A 23,097-nucleotide genomic window follows, 5' to 3' on the forward strand; every position below is an offset into this window, starting at 1 on the left:
CTTCAAATTTCTCAGAGCCTGTCATCCCCGCATAGGCGGGGATCCATCCCTCACCGGCTATAATGCCAATTCATGGATAGTTTCCCGCCTACGCGGGAATGACAGATTTCCTTAACTTAATGGCTGTGCGTACTGGACTTAACCATGAAAAACAAAAAAGCGTAGAAAACTCTACGCTTTTTAACTCATTGATTAGAAAGGAGATTACTCACCTTCTTTGCTTGCCATTTTTTCTTTAAGCAAATCGCCTAAAGTAGTAGTTGCAGCACCTTCAGTTCGAGAGTACTTCTTAATAGCATCCGCTTCATCTTGAGCATCTTTCGCTTTTACTGAAAGGGTGATTGAACGGTTTTTACGATCAACGTTAATGATTTTAGCTTCGATTACATCGCCTTCTTTAACGTGATTCGTTGCATCATCAACACGCTCATCAGACAATTCGCTAGCACGAATAGTACCAACAATGTCATCAGACAGAGCTACAGTAACAGTTTTTGCATCTACAGCAGTAACGGTACCTTTAACGATCGCTCCTTTAGTATATTCATCAACAAAACTTGTAAAGTTATCGCCTTCAAGTTGTTTCAAGCCTAAAGAAATACGCTCACGCTCAGGATCGATTGCCAGAATAACCGCTTCTAACTCTTGTCCTTTCTTAAATTGTTTCACAGCTTCTTCGCCAGGAACAGTCCAAGAAATATCAGACAAGTGAACTAGACCGTCAATCTCACCATCTAAGCCAATGAAGATTCCGAAGTCAGTGATTGAACGAATCTTACCACTTACTTTTTGGCCTTTAGTGTGTGATGCAGCAAATTGTTGCCATGGATTGCCAACGCATTGTTTCATACCTAGAGAAATACGACGTCTTTCTTCGTCAATTTCAAGAACCATTACATCAACTACATCACCCATAGAAACTACTTTACTTGGATGAACGTTCTTGTTAGTCCAATCCATTTCGGACATATGAACTAAACCTTCAACGCCTTCTTCGATTTCAACGAAGCAACCGTAATCAGTAATGTTAGTAACTTTACCTTGTAATCTCTTGTGTAAAGGATATCGTTCAACTAAATCAACCCAAGGATCATTACCTAATTGTTTCATACCTAAAGAAACACGGTTTCTTTCGCTATCAAAACTTAATACTTTAACTTTTACATCTTGGCCAACTGATAACAATTCACTTGGATGCTTCACACGTTTCCAAGAAATATCAGTAATGTGTAACAGGCCATCTATGCCACCAAGGTCAATAAACGCACCGTAATCGGTAAGATTTTTAACGATACCATGAAGCTCTTGGCCATCGTGCAATGATTCAAGCAGAGCTTGTCTATCAGCACTACTTTCTTCTTCAACAACAGCACGGCGGGATACAACAATATTGTTGCGTTTTAGATCCATCTTGATTACTTTGAATTCAAGCTCTTTACCTTCTAGGTAAGAAGGATCTCTTACAGGTCTGACGTCAACTAATGAGCCAGGTAAGAATGCACGAATGGTACCGATTTCAACAGTGAAACCACCTTTAACTTTACCAGAAATAAGACCAGTAACAGTTTCATTGTTTTCATGGGATTTAGATAATTTACGCCATGCTTCCTGACGTTTTGCTTTTTCTCTTGAAAGGAGCGTCTCGCCGTAGCCATCTTCAACTGAATCCAATGCTACTTCGACAGTATCACCTAGGCTAACTTCCAGGGCGCCATCTTTGTCATAAAATTCTTCTACGGCAACAATACCTTCAGATTTTTAATCCAGCATTTAGAATGACGAAATCGCTATCAATACCGATAACTTTAGCGGTAATAATAGCACCTGGGTAAAATTGAGCGCCAGCAATACTTTGCTCAAATAATTCTTTGAAACTTTCAGACATGTTAATAAACTCTTTAGTAAAAAAATGAAAGGATGAGTCCAACTCCCCTTTCCCCCAAAACAACGGACAAAAGCCCGCGAAACTCAGAACCAGCTGACACCTTCATCGAATTGAACAATAGGAGCTCAAACCAGTAAAATATCAACAGTCACTGACCAATTAAACATCAATTCAAACGTTCATCTATTAATTCTAATACAGTATTGAACACTTGTACAATGCTTAATCTAGTTGTATCGATTTGCACTGCATCCTCTGCAGGCTTTAATGGCGCATGTGTACGTGCTGTATCTCTTGTATCACGTTTAGCCAATTCTTCGACAACCTGGGCGAGGCTAACATTATTTCCATTTTCTTTCAACTGTAAATAGCGTCTATTTGCTCTTTCTTCTTCATTCGCATATAAAAATATTTTTATAATCGCATGCGGAAAGACGACAGTGCCCATATCCCGTCCATCGGTGACAAGACCTGGGGCTTGCGCAAAATTACGTTGGCGCTCTAATAATGCTTGCCTAACTTCTGGAATGGCTGCAATTTGGGATGCATCTTGGCCACATTGTTCACTACGAATTGCCATACTGATGTCTTCACTATCTAAAATCACCTGCGAAGCATTATCATCTGAAGATTTAAAACATAAATTAAGTCCTCTAGCCAAATCAGTTAGTTGCGCGACGTCATTCAATTCAACTTGATTTTTGCGGGCAGCATAAGCTAAAACACGATAGATAGCACCACTATCAAGCATATTCCAATGAAGATGCTTGGCAAGCAAATGACACAGCGTGCCCTTACCGGTTCCACTCGGGCCATCAAGAGTAATTACAGGGATTGTCTCATCATACATTATCAGCTACATCCTCTATTTGAAGTTGAAGTTCATTGGCTGTGCTTACAAATAATGGGAACGATGTTGCTACATTGGCACAGTTTTTTACGATAATAGGTCCACTAGCCACCGCCCCAGCAATTGCAAAAGACATAGCAATACGATGATCGCCTAAACTATCGACTGTTCCTCCCTGTAAAGCTCCCCCGTCTATTAAAGCACCGTCATCTAATGCTTGCGCATTAATTCCTAGCTGCCGTAATCCATTAACCATTGCCGCAATACGATCACTTTCTTTAAAACGAAGCTCTTTTGCACCATGCAGTATCGTTTGCCCACGAGCACAGGCAGCCGCAATAAAAATAATAGGGAATTCATCGATGGCAAGGGGCACAAGTTCTGGAGAAATGTTAATCCCCGTCAAAGGTGCGTAGCGAACATGCAAATCTGCAACCCATTCTTCGCCCTGTTGTCGTTGATTTAAAAGAGTAATATCCGCGCCCATTTCCAATAAAATATGCACTATCCCGGTTCGTGTTGGATTAATGCCAACATGACGTATGAGGATGTCAGAACCTGGGACAATCGTCGCGGCAACAATAAAAAATGCGGCCGATGAAATATCACCAGGAACAAAAATTTCGGTAGCCAAACATTCACTGGCTGAGTTAATCGTTATCGTGTTTTCTGAACGACGTACTGGATAAGAAAAACTTTCAAGCATCACCTCTGTGTGATTGCGACTTACACCAGTTTCTGTAACGCTTGTTTCGCCCTGCGCATAGAGTCCGGCCAATAAAATACAAGATTTTACCTGAGCACTTGCTTCGGGCATTACATAATGAATACCGTGTAGTTTTTCCCCACCCTTGATACTAATTGGTGGTTTGCCATCAACGGTAGAAATATCCGCACCCATTTGGGTCAGTGGCTTGCTAATACGCAACATCGGTCTTTTTAATAAACTTTCATCTCCAGTTAATTGGCTATCAAAACTCTGAGCAGCCAATAGCCCTGCGAGTAAGCGCATGCTGGTACCTGAATTGCCACAATCAATGATCTGTTCTGGTTTTTTTAGTCCATGCTTCCCTACACCATAAATTACAACTTGTTGTTCATCAGGTCCTTCAATAAGAACCCCCATTGCTTGGAATGCACGTAAAGTAGCCATACAGTCTTCGCCATCGAGAAATCCATTAATAACCGTAGTTCCTTTGGCAATCGCACCAAATATAATCGAACGATGTGAAATTGACTTATCGCCTGGAACGCTCATTTCACCTTTTAAAGAAGGCGAAGGCTTGCTAATTAGATTAATAATTCTCACTGGCTGTTTTTCCTTGCAAATTCGGACATAAAATTAATTAACGCATCAACTCCAGCCATCGGCATTGCATTATAAATACTGACACGAATTCCACCAACAAAACGATGTCCTTTTAAAGCACTTAATCCGCATAACAATGCTTGCTGCACAAAGTCATCCTCAAGATTAGTATTTTTTAATGAAAAACACACATTAACGATGGACCTTGCCTCTCTACTGACACGAGTAGTATAAAAATCGCTGGCATCTAAGTATTGATATATTTTAGCTGCTTTTTCACAATTTAGCTTAAATAAAGCATCAACACCGCCCTGAGCGTTCACCCAATCAAACATTTTCGCAGCCAAATAGCAGTTAAATACAGGCGGAGTTGCATAAAGCGAGTGATTTTCCGTTTGAATTTTATAATCCAACATTGTAGGTACAGGCGGATTAGGTATTTTGGCTAATAAATCATCGCGAATAATAACGATAGTTAATCCTGCATTGGCTATATTTTTTTGGGCGCCAGCAAAAATTAAACCGTAATTTCTAACATCTATAGGTTCACTGAGCAAACACGAAGTCATATCCGCAATTAGAGTACTCTCGTTCACTTTAGGTACATTGGGAAAGCGCACGCCATTTACTGTTTCATTGGGCGTATAATATAGATAAGAAGTATTTTCCTTTAGCACCCAACTCTTTGGATCGGGTATACCCGTATAACCATTCTGCTCATCACTGGCAACACAGTATGCTTTTTTTAATTTTTGCGCTTCAAGAAGGGCCAAATGCGACCATACTCCTGTATCTAAATAACCTGCCTGTTCCTCTGGATGTAAGAAATTCATGGGGATCATGGCAAATTGCATGCGGGCAGCACCGCCTAAGAATAAAACTTGATAATTTCTCGGTATACCCAAAAGAGATCTTAACGTATGTTCTGCATGTTTTAGAAGTGACATAAACTCTGGGGTGCGATGACCTATTTCAAGAATCGACATCCCCGTTCCCTGCCAGTCAAGAAACTCTTCCTGAGCCGCTTTTAATATAGGCTCAGGAAGCATTGCCGGACCGGCACCAAAATTATAGATCGTGGTTGTCATCATGTTCGTCACTGTTTCCAATGTCTGATGCCTCGTCAGTGTCTACATCCAACTCATCAGACTCGTCACCCAAGTCTTCAATTTTCTGCATACCAACGACTAACTCACCAGAACTGACATTAATGAGACGAACACCTTGGGTGTTTCTACCGATAATAGACAATTCACTGACGCGGAAACGCACTAAAGTTCCTTTATCAGTAATTAACATCGCCTCATCACTGTCATTAACTTGTACCGAACGCACAACCTTACCGTTACGCTCAGTCACTTGAATAGAAATAACGCCTTGACCACCACGTCCAGAAACACGGTACTCGTCAATATCAGTACGCTTTCCATATCCATGCTCAGTTGCAGTCAAAATAGTTCCATTAGGATGAGCAACAATTAAGGAAATAACGGCTTGGTCTTCTTCAATACGAATACCACGTACACCACGAGCAGTACGACCTGTGGGACGTACTTTAGACTCATCAAAGCGAATTACTTTTCCTGCATCAGTAAACAGCATGATGTCACGAGTGCCATCAGTAATATCAACACCAACTAAACGATCATTTTCATCCAGGTCAACGGCAATGATTCCATTAGAGCGTGGTCTGCTAAAGGCATTGAGTGGTACCTTTTTCACAGTTCCATTACGGGTTGCCATAAAGACATAAAACCCTTCCTGGTATTCTCTAACAGGCAACATGGCATTGATTTCTTCGCCTTCGGCCAATGGGAGAATATTAATAATCGGTCGGCCACGTGAAATACGGCTTGCCAGCGGCAATTGATACGCTTTTAGCCAATATAACTTGCCATGATTTGAGAAACAAAGCAAAGTATCATGAGTACTGGCAATGACTAGGCGCGAAACAAAGTCTTCATCCTTAACATTAGTTGCTGATTTTCCTTTCCCGCCACGACGTTGCGCTTGATAAGCAGTCAAGGGTTGATACTTAACATACCCTTGATGCGACAAAGTAACTACAACATTTTCTTCGGTAATTAAATCTTCAATAGTTAAATCTTCTTGTGATGCTGTAATTTCAGTACGGCGCTCATCACCAAATTGCGTTTTAATTTCGAGTAGCTCATCGCGTATTACTTGCATTAAACGCTCAGGAGAAGCCAATATATCTAATAACTCTTTGATTAGGATTAACAACTCTTCAAATTCACCAAGAATTTTATCTTGTTCTAGAGCAGTTAAACGATGCAACCTTAATTCGAGAATAGCTTGGGCTTGAGCCGCAGATAGTCTATATCCTGCATCACTTAAACCAAACTCAGCAGCTAAATCATCAGGTCTTGAAGCATTAGAACCAGCACGTTCCAACATGCTTTTAACCATACCTGGCTGCCATGCTTTTGCCAACAAGCCCTCTTTCGCATCTTGCGGTGTGGGTGATTGCTTAATTAAGGCGATCATCTCATCGATATTAGCCAAGGCTATACCCAAACCTTCTAATAAATGAGCACGTGCTCTAGCTTTTTTCAATTCAAATAAAGTTCTTCTGGTAACTACTTCACGCCGATGTTTAATGAAATATTCCAGAATCTGTTTCAAATTCAAAGTACGTGGTTGGCCATCAACCAATGCAACCATGTTAATACCAAATACATTTTGCATTTGCGTATGCGCATATAAATTATTCAAAATAACATCAGCTACTTCATTACGTTTTATCTCAATAACAACACGCATACCTTGTTTGTCTGATTCATCACGAAGACCAGAAATACCTTCGATTTTCTTGTCGCGCACCAATTCAGCAATACGCTCGACTAAGCGTGCTTTATTCACTTGATAGGGCAACTCATGAATAATGATCGCCTGACGATTCGTATCTTTGTCTGTTTCTATCTCAGTTCGCGCACGAATAACAACGCGCCCTTTTCCAGTGCGATAACCTTGGATGATTCCAGCTCGACCATTAATAATCGCCGCCGTAGGAAAATCTGGGCCAGGAATAATTTCCATGATTTCATCAAGGCTAAGCTCTGGATTATCGACTAAAGCGATGCAGGCATTAACCACTTCGGTTAAATTATGCGGAGGTATATTGGTGGCCATACCTACAGCAATACCCGAAGAGCCATTCACTAATAAATTAGGTACGCGCGAAGGTAAAACGACTGGGGCAAATTCTGTTTCGTCATAGTTAGGACTAAAATCAACGGTTTCTTTGTCTAAATCGGCTAATAAAGCATGCGCTACCTTAGACATTCTAACTTCGGTATAACGCATTGCTGCTGGCGCATCGCCATCGACCGAACCAAAGTTACCTTGACCATCAACAAGCATATAACGCATCGAGAATGGCTGAGCCATACGAACAATCGTATCATAAACCGCGGTATCACCATGTGGGTGGTATTTACCGATTACATCCCCCACAACACGAGCAGATTTTTTGTAAGGTTTGTTCCAATCATTCCCCAGCTCACTCATAGCAAAAAGCACACGTCGGTGAACGGGCTTAAGTCCATCGCGAACGTCAGGCAATGCCCGGCCCACAATAACACTCATCGCATAATCCAGATAGGATTGCTTTAATTCGTCTTCAATATTAACTGGCAAGACTTCTTTAGCTAGATAAACCATGGTATGGACGTATCCTTATGATAAATTCTGTGGTAGAGGATAACATAGAGAAGGCTGTAATTGAATCGAACACTTTAAAAAAAGCATCACTATAAAATAGATATGTCCCAAGGAGATCGTGTAGGAAATATGACGTTCTCCTCAGTTTTCCATTGAATGCCAAATTTATTAAATTTTTCCTGTTATTATTCATAATTCTCTACCATAATATCTGATTAGGTAGGTTTAAATTGACTGCAAGTGCGCACTTTGTATATAGTGCCTTGTGCAAATTAGAAAAATAAGAATGCTTAGAAACAGGAGAAGCAATGACAAATAAGAAAGCCAAACTTAGCATTGAAGGCCATGAGTCGTTAGAATTACCCATTTATACCCCTACGTTAGGTAATGATGTCATTGATATCTCGCAACTGGGTTCAAGTGGTGTATTTACTTTTGATCAGGGTTTTCTTTCTACAGCCTCCTGTGAATCTAAAATCACTTATATTGATGGCGATAAAGGCGTCCTCTTATATAGAGGCTATCCAATTGAGCAATTAGCTGACAAGAAAGATTTCCTCGATGTAAGTTATCTTTTGCTCAATGGTGAATTACCAAATAAAGAAGAAAAGAAAGACTTTGTTGGTTTAATTAACAACCATACGATGGTTCACCAACAAATGTATCAATTTTTAAATGGTTTCCGTCGTGATGCGCATCCAATGGCAATTATGGTAGGGATTGTTGGTGCTTTATCTGCGTTTTACCATGACACAATGGACTTAAATAACGCTCAAGATCGTTTTATTTCTGCAATTCGTTTAGTAGCCAAAATGCCGACATTAGCCGCAATGAGTTACAAATACTCAATCGGTCTGCCGTACATGTATCCACAAAATAAAATGTCCTATGCTGAAAACTTTTTACATATGATGTTTGGAGTACCTTCTGAAGATACAACTCCAAATCCTGTTTTAGTCAAAGCCATGGATACTATCTTTATTTTACATGCGGATCATGAGCAAAATGCGTCTACTTCTACAGTTCGTCTAGCAGGCTCAACAGGTGCGAATCCTTTTGCGTGCATTTCTGCCGGAATCGGCGCTTTATGGGGCCCCGCTCATGGTGGTGCTAACGAAGCATGCCTAAACATGTTAAAAGAAATTGGTGATGTTAGCCGTATTGATCATTATATAAAACGCGCTAAAGATAAAGATGATTCTTTCCGTTTAATGGGCTTCGGTCACCGTGTTTATAAGAGCTATGATCCACGTGCTAAAGTCATGCGTCAAACATGTTATGACGTGTTGGAAGCCGTTGGTGCAAAAGACGAGCCACTATTCAAACTCGCAATGGAATTAGAGCGCATTGCTCTTGAAGATGATTACTTCATTGAGAAGAAGCTTTATCCAAATGTTGACTTCTATTCAGGTCTGACTTTAAGTGCAATCGGAATTCCAACAAACATGTTCACTGTAATTTTTGCTTTAGCACGTACAGTTGGTTGGATGAGTCATTGGATGGAAATGGTTGCCAGCAAATCAAGAATCGGTAGACCACGTCAGCTTTATACTGGTGAAAAAAACCGCGATGTTCCTTAAGATTGAATCTTATGTCCCGCGGCTTGCCCGCGGGATCCATGCTAATTCAAACGTTCCAGCCTATATTATCAATGCCTTTATAATTTATTAACTCTTCACCTTATGCAACGCCTGTTGCCAACCATAATAATCCTCTTCTACTTGCGCCATAGAACGCTCAGGCAGAAACCTTTGCTCCATTTCCCATATTAACTGTAACTCAGCCAAAGAATTAAAAGCACCACAACCTAAAGCCGCTAAAATAGCGGCGCCTTTTGCTGTTGTTTCTATATCCCTAGGTTTTTGTACTTCAAGCTGACATTGATCTGCCAAAAATTGGAGAAACCACCGATTAGCAGCCATGCCCCCATCAACACGCAATAAGGATAAATCAAGAAGACTGTCTTCACGCATGCAAGCAAAGACTTCGCGGGTTTGGTAACATACCCCCTCTAGCGCTGCGCGAGCAAAATGTGCTTTATTACTGGAAAGCGATAAACCCACCATTGCCGCGCTTGGTGTTGATAACCAATGCGGTGCGCCTAAGCCAGTAAATGCAGAAATAAAATACACCCCACCGTTCCCATCCAGACTTTGAGCTAAGGCTTCGGTTTCATCTGAGGTAGCAATTAATTTCATCTCATCACGCAACCATTTTACGGTTGTTCCTGCATGATAAATACTGCCCTCTAAACCATATACGGTTTCTCCTTTAATTTTATAAGCTATCGTGGTTAAGAGTTTATGTTGGGACAATACAGGCTTAGAACCCGTATTTAACAATAAAAATCCACCTGTCCCATAGGTTGCTTTTACCATTCCAGATGCAAAACACCCTTGGCCAACTAAGGCTGCTTGCTGATCACCAGCTACCCCAGTAATAGGTAATTCGATTCCAAGCCATTGCTTATCCATCACCCCAAAATGGCTGTCACTCGCACGAACTTCGGGTAAAACAGATTCTGGTATCGCAAAAAGCGCTAATAAATCACGATCCCATTCTTCTGTTTTAATATTAAATAACATGGTTCTTGATGCATTCGTAACATCCGTTAAATGAAAATGCTCTTGAGTCAATCGCCAAATTAAAAAACTATCTATTGTTCCAAAAGCCAGATTGCCCTGTTTTATGAGTTCTTTTGCTTCAGGATTATTTTCTAATAACCAATTTAATTTACTTGCAGAAAAATAAGGATCGGGAAGTAAACCCGTTTTCTCTTGAATCATGGCTGATTCAGTGTCAAAAGCATGGCAATATTCAGCCGTTCTGCGATCTTGCCAAACAATTGCCGGTGCAAGGCAGCCCCCTGTTTTTTTATTCCAGATTACGGTGGTTTCTCGTTGATTGGTCAAACCACAAGCAAGGATTTTCTCCTTGGAAACTTTGGCTACAACATCACGCATCGCCATTAATGTTTTTTGCCATATTTCCTCTGGATCATGCTCAACCCACCCTGCTTCTGGATAATACTGCTTGAGTGGGTATTGGCTATTAGCAATTAATTCACCATGAAGCGTGTACACCATGGCTCGTGTACTACTTGTTCCCTGATCTATAGCAAGTAAATAATTCATTGGTTCAGAGTTCCTTATTCATCTTATTATTATTTTTCATGATAGAGTATATTATTAAGTGTAATCTTTTTTTGCGGAGACCAAAACATGGATCAAGTTTTTGATGTTGCAATTATTGGTGGCGGCATCAATGGATGTGGTTGTGCGGCTGATGCGGCTTTAAGAGGACTGTCAGTGGTACTTCTAGAGCAAGATGATCTTGCCTCGAAAACCTCTTCAAGCAGCACCAAACTGATTCATGGCGGATTAAGATATCTGGAGAATTATGAATTTTCTCTAGTAAAAAAAGCCATAACAGAACGACAACGACTCTTAGACCTTGCTCCTCATTTAGTACATCCTCAAGCCTTAGTCCTTCCCTATGAGCAACATATGCGCCCTGCCTGGTTTTTACGTTTGGGATTGTTTTTATACGATCATTTAAGTCATAAAAATCGATTACCTAAGTGCAAAAGCATTAATAGGAAAAATAAAGAAAAATATTTCGCTCCGTTGAAAAATGAACTAGATCATGGGTTTTTATTTTATGATGGCGCTGCAGATGATGCACGTCTCACCATTGTTAATGCCATTCAGGCTCGAAATAATGGGGCGAGTATTAGAACACATTCAACCGTAACTCAAACACAAATCATTAATGAATTGTGGCAATTAACGATTCAACCACAAAGAGGCCCTGCTTATATAATTCATGCCAAAACGCTGATCAATGCCGCAGGCCCTTGGGTCAAAGCAGTAGAACAATTGACAAACACTCTCGCTCGCCAAAAAATTAGCCTTGTTAAAGGCAGTCATATTATTGTGCCTCAACTTTATGAGGGCAATCATGCTTATTTCTTACAACATCACGATAAGCGTGTGATTTTTGTCATTCCTTATCATGGGTTTAGTATGATCGGGACCACAGACGTTCCTCTAACAGGCAAAATTGACAAAGTCAGTATTAGTGACGAAGAAATTAGTTATTTGATGGATTTAATTAATCAATATTTCAAAACTAAAATTGTGAAAAAAGATATTATTTATAGTTGGAGTGGTGTTCGTGCTTTATTGGCTAATGACGATAAAGAAGCCCGAACATTAAGTCGCGATTATGACTATGAATTTGATTTAAAACCCGCGCCAATCGTCACAATCTATGGTGGTAAAATTACCACCTATAGACAGCTGGCAGAAGAAGCGGTAAGTAAATTAGCCGCCGTTTTTCCACAACTGAATCCTTCCAAAACCGCTAGGACGCCCCTACCTGGAGCTACTTTTGAAAAAATGGAATTTGAGCATTACATACACTATGCCAAAGCAAAGTATCAATGGATGGATACTGATTTGCTCAACCGCTATTTATACACCTATGGAACACGTATGGAAAAATTTTTGGCACTGTGCAGCAGTGAAAACTCATTAGGAAAAAAATATGGGCCAAGTCTATATCAAGTTGAAGTTGATTATTTGATAATGGAAGAATGGGCTCAAAGTTGCGATGACATACTCAAACGCCGCACTAAACTGGATTTAACTATGGATGAAGCCAGCAAAAGAGAACTGGCTACTTATCTAGACAGCATTACTGCTGCTCATCACCCTGCTCAAACTGAGATTTTATTGCACTAACATCAGCAGCTAATGCTTGCTCAACTAATTCATTTAAAGTTGAAGCAGGCATGCTTCCTGCATTTGAATAAATCACAATACTCTCTTTAAATACCATGAGATGAGGAATCGAGCGTATTTCAAAAAAATCAGCCAGTTCTTGCTCGGCTTCAATATTAACTTTTGCAAACTTTATATTAGGAAACTGTTCTGAAACCTGTTCATAAATCGTTGCAAATTGTTTGCAAGGAGCACACCAATCAGCCCAAAAATCAATAAATACTATTTTGTTTTCATTAATTAATGACTCAAATTCAGCGCTCGTTACGTTTTGGCTTGGCATCTCTCTTCCTTTGCTTCAAGTGAATTTACTATTTTATAAAATACATCATCCACATTACCAGCACCCGAAACACTATGAAACGCAGGTGCATTCACATCACCACTAGCAGACCATGTTTTATAATAATTGATTAACGGTGCTGTTTGATTACGATAAACTTCCAACCGTTTTTTACGGTCTCTTCTTTGTCATCTTCACGTTGAATTAAGGCTTCACCAGTAACATCATCCAAACCTTCCTGTTTTGGAGGCTGGTTAATGACATGATAGACTCGACCTGAAGGTTGATGAATGCGTCGTCCACTGATTCGTTTAATGATTTCATTATCATCTACGGCAATTTCAATCACGTGATCTAAATGAATACCTGCTTGCTTTAATGCATCGGCCTGAACTAAAGTTCTAGGAAAGCCATCAAATAAAAAGCCATTGTGACAATCACTACTTTTTAAGCGCTCTTTAACTAAACCAATAATAATGTCATCAGAAACAAGTCCACCTGCTTCCATAATTTTTTTAGCACTTAAACCTAATGGAGTACCTTGTGCAATAGCTGCACGTAACATATCACCAGTAGAAATTTGTGGTATTTTATAACGTTCAATTAACCGTAAAGCCTGGGTTCCTTTTCCAGCACCTGGTCCACCCAAAAGCATTAATCGCATCAAAAAACTCCTTATAACTACCTCAGTTCAATTCTCTGAAGTATACATTACTTTTAAATTTTATAAATTAAGGTTGTACATTTAAAAATAGCCAACTTTAAAGCCAAGATCTTCGTTTCAAAGATCCCCTACATGAATTCAATTGCATTGCATAAAGCTGAGATCGTGCCTTAACCTTGCGAGCAACAGGCAGTAACCACGCTTTTTTCAAATAAGTTTTACGCTGATAACCGCCAATTCCTTCGTGATAAGCTAAATACAGCGGATACGCATCTGAGCGATTAATTCCAGCCCGTCTATGAGCTAGATTGGCATACCAACCAATAAAATCAACACCATCAGAAAAATTATGGCGAGAAGACAATAAACCACCATTTGTTTGCTTGTATTCGTTCCATGTTCCATGTAATACCTGAGCATAACCGGTCGCCGTTGTAGGTCGTTTCCAGGGAATAAATCCTAATAACTTCTGGCGCGGAGGTTTGGCATCCGCCACAAATTTTGACTCTTGATGAATTATTGCCATTTGCACTGGAACTGGAACTTTCCAGCGACGCTCAACATCTTTGGCATGCGTGTACCATTTGGGATATTCCCTAAATATATTACAAACATTATCCAAATCAGATGGAGGCGGCGGACTGACACAGGAAGTAAGCGATAGAACAAACCCTAAAGAAATGAGTGTTCTTAACTTCTTAAATTGAAACAAAGAATCCATAGCAATCGAATAAGAAAAAGATAATTCTATCAAATTTAATTAGCACAATCTATGTCTTATTGTTGCCGTTTAATGTTGTTTTCAAAGCAGCCAAACCTAATTGAAACATGGAATAAATAAACTTCTGAGCTTACAAAGCGATCTATATATTGGTCAGACGTAAGCCTCATGTTAAAATTTATTTAAATAATTAAAATAAGTATCTCTCATGACAATTCTTGTATTTGATATAGAAACCATTCCCGACATTGAAGCCGGTCGTAAATTATACGATTTACATGGGTTATCGGATGAAGATACTGCTCAAGCAATGTTTGCTTTACGACGAGCCAAAGTTGGTCATGACTTTCTACCTCATTATTTACAAAGGATCTGCGCCATTTCTTTAGTCCTTAGCCAAGGCTCTCAAATTAAGGTATGGTCACTTGGCGATGAAGCCGCTGATGAAAAAGAACTAATCACCCGTTTTTTTGCAGGAATTGACAAACATACCCCAACATTAGTCAGTTGGAATGGTAGTGGCTTTGATTTACCCGTTTTACATTATCGCGCCTTGACACATGGGATTGCCGCACCAACCTATTGGGAAACTGGGGAGAATCAGCAAGCATTTCGCTGGAATAATTATCTAAGTCGTTTTCATTATCGTCACCTAGACCTAATGGATGTCATTGCTGGCTATCAAAATAAAGCCTTCGCCCCTCTGGATGACATCTCTAGCATGTTGGGTTTTCCTGGAAAAATGGGAATGAGTGGTTCTAAAGTTTGGGAACAATACTTCTCGGGGCAAATAAAAAATATTCGCGACTATTGTGAGACGGATGTTTTGAATACATTTTGTGTGTATTTACGTTTCGAATTAATGCGTGGTGTTATTAATCAGGATGAATACCATAGTTCTATAGAACGCTTAAAGTCCTATTTAGGCGCAGAACACGAGAAGCAGCATTTTCAGGAGTTTTTAAACCATATGGCTTAACTCCATTCCCCTTCTCTTAATCCCATCATCCCTTCGCGCTCCAATGAAAGGAGCGTCGATTTATCGCAACATTAGGTAGCTTAGTGTCCTCAATAAGCACCTCGGCCTCCTTAAACGCGCCACTATCTTATCCATAAAAAGGATATCGCTCCCATATCTCACGGAGTTCATTCAACAAATCAATATCATCTGCTTCTATTACCGCAGTCTTATAATAAAGCGGGCTGCGATTAACCTTTAGCAGTTCACATTGTCGTCGCAAACTCAATTCAACATAGCCGTTATCAATTAGTTGCTGTCGCTGCTCCCGTGGAGTTTGCTCCAACACTTTTTTAAGTAGTCCCTCTCAATCGTTAGTTGGCCAACAGTTTCAGACAATACCCGTTGTTTTTCTTCATGTCCGGCAATCAGTTTGGTGCTCTTGTCAGCTTTATTAAATAGTTTCACGCCTTCTTCTAACAGCTGTTTTTTCCAAGCATGCACCTGACTGGGGGAAACCTCATATTTTTTACAAATCACATTTAACGTTGTTTCATTTTTAATCGCTTGCAGTGCAATCTCAAATTTAGCAGATGATGACCACTTTTTGTTCTTTGCCATATTAACCTCCAAATTAGAGGCTATTATCTCCTAAATTTTAAATTTTTCGTGGTCTAAATTGTTGGGGTCATTATACCTAATTAATCAGACTTAACGGCTTGACGTGGAATTTAGCTACCGCTGCTCAGATATTATTTTTTTAGCATTTTTTAAAAGAAGCAATAGCTGATTTTCTCTTATTGGAGAAGGTTCAAATCCAAATCGTTTATAAAAGGTTTCGGCTTTTTCATCAATAGCATGAACTAATAAAGCTCTAACACCGCCTTGTTCTGCAATTTGCAGGGTTTTTAATATTGCATCTTTAAGCATTGCTTTCCCAATACCCTTTCCTTGATATGTATGATGAACAGCTAATCTTGCTAATATGACAACAGAAATAGGATATTTGCCCATTCCCTTTTTTATACGTTCAGATACCTGATCAAGATCCACCTGACCTACTGTAAGACTATAAAAACCAACCACTAGATTATTATCAGCAACTATGAAAGTGTTGGCAGAACCGGACATTTTTGCTTGAAAAGCATATTTTTTTAACCATTCATTTAATTCTGGGTAATTACTATTAAAATCAGTTAAATTATGATCTTTATTTAAAGGTTCAGGTTTTTTTAGCGTCATTTAAATCCCATGGAGATGATGAAGAAAATAAATCCTTTAGCCCTTCATTATCTTGCTCTGGGCGATCTAGAATTTCGGAGAATTTGTTAAAAATATCATCAGAGACCATAAAAATTCTTTGATCTAAAATAACTTTTTCAGCAGCTTGATACGCACTATCCGTTATAAACTCCGTCAATGACTTATGACTTATATCAGAGGCCATTCGGATTATTTTGGCTTGCGATTCAGATGCACGAAAACCTAATCGGGAAGTTTTAGCACGCACAGTCCTTGATTGCGCACTTTTCACTCTTCTTTGGTTTTTAGCCGTAGGTGTTTTTGTATTATCCACCTTTCTAGCATTTGTCATGATATTTCTCAAAATAATCTCTGTTGATTATATGTTAGTACAATTGACGCACATTATCAATAAAAATAGTTTTTGTCAGTACATTAAACGGGAGGTATGTTTACTCCTATTCTCTAGCAGTGCCCTACTCTCATAAACCGTTCTTGCATGATTTTTAAAAGTTAATTATTGCGGTTCATTTTTCTAAGTTTCATAATTAGGTTATCTTTCGAAATAATTAACTTTTTAATTGTCAATTAAAAAGTCAGATAATGTGACAAGACTCACTCCCTCCATCAATTGAAAAACCCATCGCAAAGTGGGTTGTTTAGAAGGCAATTTAATTTGATTGGGCAAGATCTCACCCTCTTCAGTAAGTTTATTGCGCAATGTCGGAAAAAACATCGTTGAGAAAAAATAGAGAAAAATTAATTATACTCTGTGCATTCGCCCAAGTGTTTCGTCTTCAATAAATTGATGAGTAAAAATAAAATAATGTCTAGCCATGTAGAATATGGCTAGACTTATGGGTGAGTATATCTAACAATTTAAGCTCATGCTCTGGTGTGGGTTGGTTGCACTCGTATCAATAATGACTGCATCATCTACGTGAAACAGACCAAACGAAGTATTCGTTTTCTATCCAATGAACATCATCCAAACACTTGAATGATAATCAATACGATAAATTAGTTGAGCTTGCATTTAGGTTCGTCTTCAAATCCAGTAGTAATACTCTCTATTGTTTCATACAGATTTTGTGACAGTGGTTTAAAAAAGTTAATGCTGGTACCACCTGAATCATAAAAACGTTTACAAACTAAACCTAGGGTAGTAAAAACACCAATACCGATGCCAATCAAAATAATGGACCAGAACTTTAAATCCCTTTCTTGTTGTGATTGGCGATTTTTCTTTAATAACTCAAGAGTTACACCATTTTTTAATTGCTCTTCTACGCTTTTTACTGCTTCCTCATCACCTAAATCTTGATTGTCCAAGGTAGCTTTTAACTCCCGTACTGCTATTCCTTTTATGTACCCTTCAAAAACCGGAGCAATATCTTCTAGATTGCGACTAAAATCACTTATATCGATACCTAGTTTACGTTTCTCCATGATTGACTCAGCAAAACGTGCTCTTAGTTTAAGATTTTCAAACATTTTATAAATTTGAATGGACAGTGGCGCGTCACTAAAAGTAGTCGGATCATTTTCCTGATAATTCAACTCGATTTTTTTTTGAGCCAACTGGGGAAATTTTTCTTCCATATGAAAATTAAGTACATTAAATAGAGCATTAAGATTATGCAACACGGTTTTTGGTGCTGTATGATCAACTCCTTTTTCTTGATATCTTGTTTCAGGTTCCTTCCACCATTTCATTTCTGCAAATGGATATGTATGCTGAGAATAATAATTGTAAGGATCAACTGTTTCATTAAATGATAATAAAAGGTGATCTAATAAATAATGATACTGACAACAGATCCAATCCTTAAAACCCGGATCCGGCTCATATTTGTCTAAAACAGTCTCAAAGAAAATATAACCAGCAGGCGAATAAGGACTTTTGGCTTTTAAGCCATCTATTTGCCGCTGATTATGCTGAATATAGCCATTACAGGCGTTAAGAAGCATTTTTCGTGCATCTTCAAAATTTTTTGTCATCTAATGTATTCCTTTCTTTATCTGGTCAGATTTATAAACTTGCTTGCCACAGTATAACATGTAGTACTGCCTTCCTTGGCTAAAATCCCTTAAATGGAACCAATTATTTCATGCTCCTCCTTAATTATAAATATACGAGACGCAGCCTTCTTTTTCTTTCCATTAAATAAAATTAGATAGTATTTTTAGCGGTTTCATCCGTTGTATCCTGGATTTGTATAGCTCCTGGATTTTCAATAAAAAGCTTTACAATTGACCTAGTGTTATAGAGTCCCCAATCAAGCTTGTATTCTTTAAAACCATGCCCATTCATTCTGTGCAGACACCAGAGAATGCAATTTATAAGTTGCCGTTTTTCTGGGTCTTTCTTATTACATGAGGACTCATATAGGAGTGCTTCAAAATCTCCAGGTACACCATTTTCAATATCTTTTAGAATATCAAGATGCATTGCTTTTATATGTTTGGCATCCACGTCAAATGGAGCAATTAAAAAACGTTTACGAAACTTAGCAAACTGAGCCTTATCATAATATTTGCCCCAAAATGAAATTTTATTTTGTTTTCCTTCATTCTGAAAATGGGCAATTTTAAAGATTCGTTGTCCATTTCCTGTTAAAAACTCATAAGCTAATAGCGCATGCTGAGTTTTAAGTCTAAGCTCTGGTACCCATTTATCATTTCCATTATTGACGCATAAATAAACACGACCTTTACTAATGTCTTTCCCTGTTTTTGTATCCGTTTTTTGGTTAAATATATTTCAGGAAACAGTAAGCTTGGAAGTGCTGACTCTCGCTTAGTGAAAAACAGTTGCTGACGATTAAAAAGTCCTTTCATGTTCGTATCAGGATGAACGCTGTAAAATTCTTTTAGCTGCTTTCTTCTCGCTCTTTCGTCTGTTGACAGTAGAGTGCCATGATTTTGTGAAGAGTGATTTATCCCAGATTTTAGGTAATCAAAAATATCCTTATCAGTAGGACGTACTTCTATATTTTTATCGTCGTAACGAAGAAAATTATAGTTAGCAGATTCAGCGCCACTAAGTGACAACTCAATGCGGCGCCGGTGATAAGTATCCCCAAGCTCTAGTGTAATAACTTTTTCACTCCCACTATATTTAGAAGCTATAAAAGTAGACTCTAAAAATTCCTTTATGGTGAGCGTAGGTTCTTTATCACGAAGCAAAGAAATGATAACGTGTACATTACTAAGCAACTTTTTGTATTTTAACCTATTTGCCAAATTCTCTTCGACAACCGTATTGCCGTTAAGGTGTATCGTTTTCAGGGGAACCAAATCAGGTTTGTGATTTTGTAAAGCATTCATATCCGCTAGACTGCGAATATGAATTAGATTAGAGCGCAAAGACAATTCTACCAAGTTAGAACGGGAGAACTTTATTTCCAATTTGCGCAATAAATTAACAACGTCTGTTTTAACAAGCAAATTATTATCCAAATCTAACGTGGTTAATGCAGGCATTTCAGCTAGTAAAAGCGCCAATTGCTCAATGTCATCCCCTTTAAGATGGCAGCCTTTTAATTTAAGGGTGTGTAATTGCGGGAGTAACCGTAATAAGGGGAGAAAGGTTGTAAATCCCTGCTTTGTAAATTCAAAGTGAGATAAATCTAAACGTTTAATTTTTGAATTTGATTGAGTACTTAAGTTAGAAATTAATTTAGAAAAACTATTAGGCGCTGATTGAACTAGGGCTATAAGAGTAATTAAGTCAGCCTCATCCATATCGCTGAAACTGTGTTTCTCTTGCTTTTTGCTTAGAAGAGATTGGACAGCTATTGAATGACCCGAAGCCAATGCCTCATCCAACGGCGTTTTTCCTTTTATGTCTTTAGCATTTATATCAACCCCTAGCTTTATTAAAAAAGAGATAGCTAGTGTACCGCCAACTCTCGCAGCATGATGCAAGAGGGTTTTTTCGTTAGTCCATTTTATAGTTAATAATTGGGGATTCTCTTTAATAATTGGGATAAACGCGTTTAACGCTTGTAAGCGTAGATCATTACTCTCGTACTTGCTATAAATAACCCGATAAATCCGATACGCTTCAAAGAGCTCAAGAATACATTTACTTTTATATTTTTTTGCAAGCGCTAATACTGACTCATAATAAGGCGTCAATACTTTTTCTTCTAAATGAGACTCCAATTCTATTTGTTCTAAAAAATAAGCAACAGCCTCTTTATTTTCATATTTTACGGCACTCTCCATAGGACATTTATTCCCTAACCAGAAAGGGGATTTTTGCACTAGCAATTGCTTTAATATCGGTTTTCTTCCCATAAGCTCGATAATAGAACTCGTAGCATCTAATTTATTACTACATCCAAAAGCATTATATAATGCCGAGGCATGACGATATGGATTAATTATCTCGTATGGGCTATTGGTATTGCGAGTTGCCGTATTAAAAAATAATAAAGCATCTATTTCATCGCACGTGAGTTGTTGTTGTGCTAATTGTAGCGCCTTGTCAATAACAGGTTTTGGATATTGCTCAAAAAGCACATAGAGTAAATTTTTTTCATACATATTCATGCTTGTCGTTTTACCTCTGAAAAGCATATACAAATCTTCATGATTTAATCTTTCAAGAAGGCTTAACAATTCAATAGCAATATCGGTGGAAATTCTATGGTCTCTAAAAAGCTCAACTAAACCGCCGTAGCCAGTATATCCCTGCAATAATAGTAACGGCTCCCATCTCCAACCCTGGTAAAAAAAATCACGGATAGTTTGTGGTTCAAGATGATGCAAACCCTGTAATCGCCAAATAGAGCTCTCTTCATCATTATAAATAATATGTTTAAGAAGGAAGTCTTGACCAAAAAGTCTTGCTCTTCGCGCAAATGACAGTGAAGCAATCCAAGAACTGATTTTTTTTTGCATATAATCAGGGGATTGTTCAAATATAGCTATTATGGGGGAAAGATCACTTATGCAGTCTGATTGTAAGAGGGAGATAGATGTTTCTACATCTAAATCAATTAATATATCGATTAACTCGAGGCATAGCGTGTCAGGGGCATGCAAAAAAACAATAGTTAAAATAGCCTCATCTTTTACCCTAGAAATCTCGTCTTTAAAAAGAAATGGGCTAAATAGCCCAAATTTAAAAAAACGCTTTTGGTCGGGAGCAGAGCAAAATAAATCATGTTCCATCTTGGCGTCCTCATTTAGAAAACGAAACAAGAGAGTTTGAATGGCATCAAACTTAATTAATTGAATTTTCTTTTTTGCTTCATCTGATAGCTTCCCCATTTTCTTATATTTCCTTTTAGCTATTTGCTCAGAGTTAACCGCCCATAATAAGGCCGCAGTGTCATACTTATTAAAATTCCCCCCTTGCTTTTTTGAGCCGTTTTAATTCTTCTAATCTTCCTGTTTTAACTTTCGCAAATAATTCAATATTAAATATTCTTATTTTTCATGCGCCGATACTAACAAATGTAATACATTGACGTCAATATTAGAGCACCATGCCCAACAAAAAACACAACTCATTGATTTATAAATATTTAGAATGAAAAATTGAAGGAATCCAACTCATAACGACTGATAATTGATCGAAAAAAATTTTAATCCATATTTCAATACAATGGCTGCACCATGGAATTTGACGTATTTAGAACTGAATAGCTCAAAGGATTGAATAATCCTATTTATCGAGAAATCTGAGAGAGCAACGCACAAAAATTAGCCTGAGTATGTTCACCCGTTAACAATCCATTCGCATAGAGTCTATTCAATGCGGTTACAAATTCCCTTGCTTGACGATTTTCTGCTAACATTGCAATATTAGCTTGGGTTAATAAACCTACTTTTTTAAGTACTTTCAAGACATTAACTACCCATTCTGAGCTCCCATCATTTAACGCTAAAGCATCAAATATGACTTGCACCAAGTCCCCATCGAGTAAGCCCGCCTGGTACGTTTCACAGACGTGTTCCGTTGTACCAGGTAAAAACGTGAAGCTTTTTTTGCTCACAAACCACGGGAAAAACCTACCGGCACAGGCAAATACATTTCAGTGGCAAATAAAGTGAGCTTATTTGCAATTAATGTGGGTCGACTTCTTTTTAGTGGCAATTAAAGTGGGCCAAAAATGAATTATAATCGCAAATAATCTGAGCCAGAAAAAAGCTATGATTGCGAGCCGAGTGGTTTATGAAAGCAAGCTGTTACATATAATGATTAATATTCATTAACGCAATAAATCTATTTTGCAGATTTTCATCTAAATTTAAAAATAAAGTACGAACTTTTCGGACACCCTCTTATGGCGCAAGATCCTAGGCTGTGGGCCATAAAGGGATATTTAATTTAATTATTGTTTTGAAAAATTTCTAACTTTTTCTTTTAAATTTTCATCCAATTTTTCATGTTCTTCTTTAGGTAATCTTTGAACTGCAAAAAGACTATGCTTTAATAATGATTCAGGAAGAGATGCTCGATAATTATCAGTAATAACGTTATAAACAGATTGTTGAATGTCTTGATCAAAAGCACCATAAATATCAGGATTAGAAAATACCAGATCAGCATGCTTTTTATCATTACTATGGAGAAGAAGCATTTGTATACCACTATACCCAGAAGGAAAAGCATAGTTCCCAATCACGTCTACTATAGACATGTCTTTTAACATATAAGGAATCAGATCTGGCCTAGATTTAACGCTTAATTCAATAAGG

Annotated in this window: 18 protein-coding genes and 2 pseudogenes; 3 read left to right on the forward strand and 17 right to left on the reverse strand. The window is 38.3% G+C overall.

From position 1 onward, the window contains the following. Positions 1 to 204 precede the first annotated feature (204 nt). The 5 genes and pseudogenes from rpsA to gyrA all read right to left on the reverse strand — a co-directional run bounded on the left by rpsA (position 205) and on the right by gyrA (position 7,728). A pseudogene (gene rpsA, locus LDG_RS08055) lies at positions 205 to 1,885 on the reverse strand (30S ribosomal protein S1). A 166-nt stretch (positions 1,886 to 2,051) separates the two neighbouring features. Further along, positions 2,052 to 2,735 (reverse strand): (d)CMP kinase, encoded by a 684-nt coding sequence (gene cmk / locus LDG_RS08060; RefSeq protein WP_006870770.1) that lies wholly within the window; start codon positions 2,733 to 2,735, stop codon positions 2,052 to 2,054. Beyond that, positions 2,728 to 4,038, reverse strand: a complete 1,311-nt coding sequence (gene aroA / locus LDG_RS08065) for a 3-phosphoshikimate 1-carboxyvinyltransferase (protein WP_407635272.1) — start codon at positions 4,036 to 4,038, stop codon at positions 2,728 to 2,730. Before aroA ends, cmk begins: the two co-directional genes overlap by 8 nt. Before the next feature lie 2 nt (positions 4,039 to 4,040). After that, positions 4,041 to 5,132 carry a 3-phosphoserine/phosphohydroxythreonine transaminase gene (serC, locus tag LDG_RS08070; protein WP_040534963.1) on the reverse strand — a complete coding sequence of 364 codons (1,092 nt, stop codon included), beginning with the start codon at positions 5,130 to 5,132 and terminating at the stop codon, positions 4,041 to 4,043. Continuing rightward, positions 5,113 to 7,728 carry a DNA gyrase subunit A gene (gyrA, locus tag LDG_RS08075; RefSeq protein WP_006870773.1) on the reverse strand — a complete coding sequence of 872 codons (2,616 nt, stop codon included), beginning with the start codon at positions 7,726 to 7,728 and terminating at the stop codon, positions 5,113 to 5,115. The genes serC and gyrA overlap by 20 nt, the downstream gene beginning before the upstream one ends. A 308-nt stretch (positions 7,729 to 8,036) precedes the next feature. Here gyrA and gltA point away from each other — a divergent pair, with 308 nt between their 5' ends. Beyond that, entirely contained in the window at positions 8,037 to 9,308 is a 1,272-nt protein-coding gene (gene gltA / locus LDG_RS08080; protein ID WP_006870774.1) for a citrate synthase, read from the forward strand. A gap of 87 nt (positions 9,309 to 9,395) precedes the next feature. On the opposite strand, the gene glpK is transcribed toward gltA, so the two are convergent. Next, a complete protein-coding gene (gene glpK / locus LDG_RS08085; protein WP_006870775.1) occupies positions 9,396 to 10,862 on the reverse strand; it encodes a glycerol kinase GlpK in 1,467 nt (488 codons plus the stop codon). Positions 10,863 to 10,949: 87 nt separating this feature from the next. On the opposite strand from glpK, the gene glpD reads away from it, so the two are divergent. Then, positions 10,950 to 12,473 carry a glycerol-3-phosphate dehydrogenase gene (gene glpD / locus LDG_RS08090; protein WP_006870776.1) on the forward strand — a complete coding sequence of 508 codons (1,524 nt, stop codon included), beginning with the start codon at positions 10,950 to 10,952 and terminating at the stop codon, positions 12,471 to 12,473. On the opposite strand, the gene LDG_RS08095 is transcribed toward glpD, so the two are convergent. The 3 genes and pseudogenes from LDG_RS08095 to LDG_RS08105 all read right to left on the reverse strand — a co-directional run bounded on the left by LDG_RS08095 (position 12,427) and on the right by LDG_RS08105 (position 14,180). Further along, on the reverse strand, positions 12,427 to 12,795 hold the full coding sequence (locus LDG_RS08095; RefSeq protein ID WP_006870777.1) for a thioredoxin family protein: 369 nt from the start codon (positions 12,793 to 12,795) through the stop codon (positions 12,427 to 12,429). The two genes, glpD and LDG_RS08095, sit on opposite strands and share 47 nt — an antisense overlap. Further along, positions 12,777 to 13,459 (reverse strand): annotated as a pseudogene (adk, locus tag LDG_RS08100) (adenylate kinase). Before adk ends, LDG_RS08095 begins: the two are co-directional and overlap by 19 nt. A 97-nt stretch (positions 13,460 to 13,556) precedes the next feature. Then, entirely contained in the window at positions 13,557 to 14,180 is a 624-nt protein-coding gene (locus LDG_RS08105) for a transglycosylase SLT domain-containing protein (protein ID WP_040534951.1), read from the reverse strand. 208 nt (positions 14,181 to 14,388) lie between these two features. Between LDG_RS08105 and LDG_RS08110 the strand changes: the two genes are divergently transcribed. After that, complete coding sequence (locus LDG_RS08110; protein WP_006870781.1) at positions 14,389 to 15,159, forward strand: 3'-5' exonuclease; 771 nt, start codon at positions 14,389 to 14,391, stop codon at positions 15,157 to 15,159. A 288-nt stretch (positions 15,160 to 15,447) separates the two neighbouring features. Here the strand turns inward: LDG_RS08110 and LDG_RS08115 are convergent, their stop codons facing one another. From LDG_RS08115 to LDG_RS08150, 8 genes are all read right to left on the reverse strand, one after another. Then, positions 15,448 to 15,759, reverse strand: coding sequence for a transposase (locus tag LDG_RS08115; RefSeq protein ID WP_006870783.1), 312 nt, complete (start codon positions 15,757 to 15,759; stop codon positions 15,448 to 15,450). 114 nt (positions 15,760 to 15,873) lie between these two features. Next, entirely contained in the window at positions 15,874 to 16,380 is a 507-nt protein-coding gene (locus LDG_RS08120) for a GNAT family N-acetyltransferase (protein ID WP_006870784.1), read from the reverse strand. Further along, positions 16,361 to 16,732, reverse strand: a complete 372-nt coding sequence (locus LDG_RS08125) for a type II toxin-antitoxin system TacA family antitoxin (RefSeq protein WP_006870785.1) — start codon at positions 16,730 to 16,732, stop codon at positions 16,361 to 16,363. The genes LDG_RS08120 and LDG_RS08125 overlap by 20 nt, the downstream gene beginning before the upstream one ends. Positions 16,733 to 17,400: 668 nt before the next feature. Further along, a complete protein-coding gene (locus LDG_RS08130) occupies positions 17,401 to 18,381 on the reverse strand; it encodes a hypothetical protein (RefSeq protein ID WP_006870787.1) in 981 nt (326 codons plus the stop codon). A gap of 172 nt (positions 18,382 to 18,553) precedes the next feature. Beyond that, positions 18,554 to 18,856, reverse strand: coding sequence for a hypothetical protein (locus tag LDG_RS08135; protein WP_040534955.1), 303 nt, complete (start codon positions 18,854 to 18,856; stop codon positions 18,554 to 18,556). Between the two features lie 155 nt (positions 18,857 to 19,011). Next, entirely contained in the window at positions 19,012 to 21,564 is a 2,553-nt protein-coding gene (locus LDG_RS08140; protein ID WP_158307872.1) for an ankyrin repeat domain-containing protein, read from the reverse strand. A 500-nt stretch (positions 21,565 to 22,064) separates the two neighbouring features. Continuing rightward, positions 22,065 to 22,391: a hypothetical protein gene (locus LDG_RS08145; RefSeq protein WP_148263537.1), complete on the reverse strand. Its 327-nt coding sequence runs from the start codon at positions 22,389 to 22,391 to the stop codon at positions 22,065 to 22,067. 339 nt (positions 22,392 to 22,730) lie between these two features. Next, on the reverse strand, positions 22,731 to 23,097 hold a 367-nt coding region (locus LDG_RS08150; RefSeq protein ID WP_040534958.1), incomplete at its 5' end, for a hypothetical protein.

Origin of the sequence: Legionella drancourtii LLAP12 (genome assembly GCF_000162755.2) — a bacterium.
Classification (GTDB): domain Bacteria; phylum Pseudomonadota; class Gammaproteobacteria; order Legionellales; family Legionellaceae; genus Legionella; species Legionella drancourtii.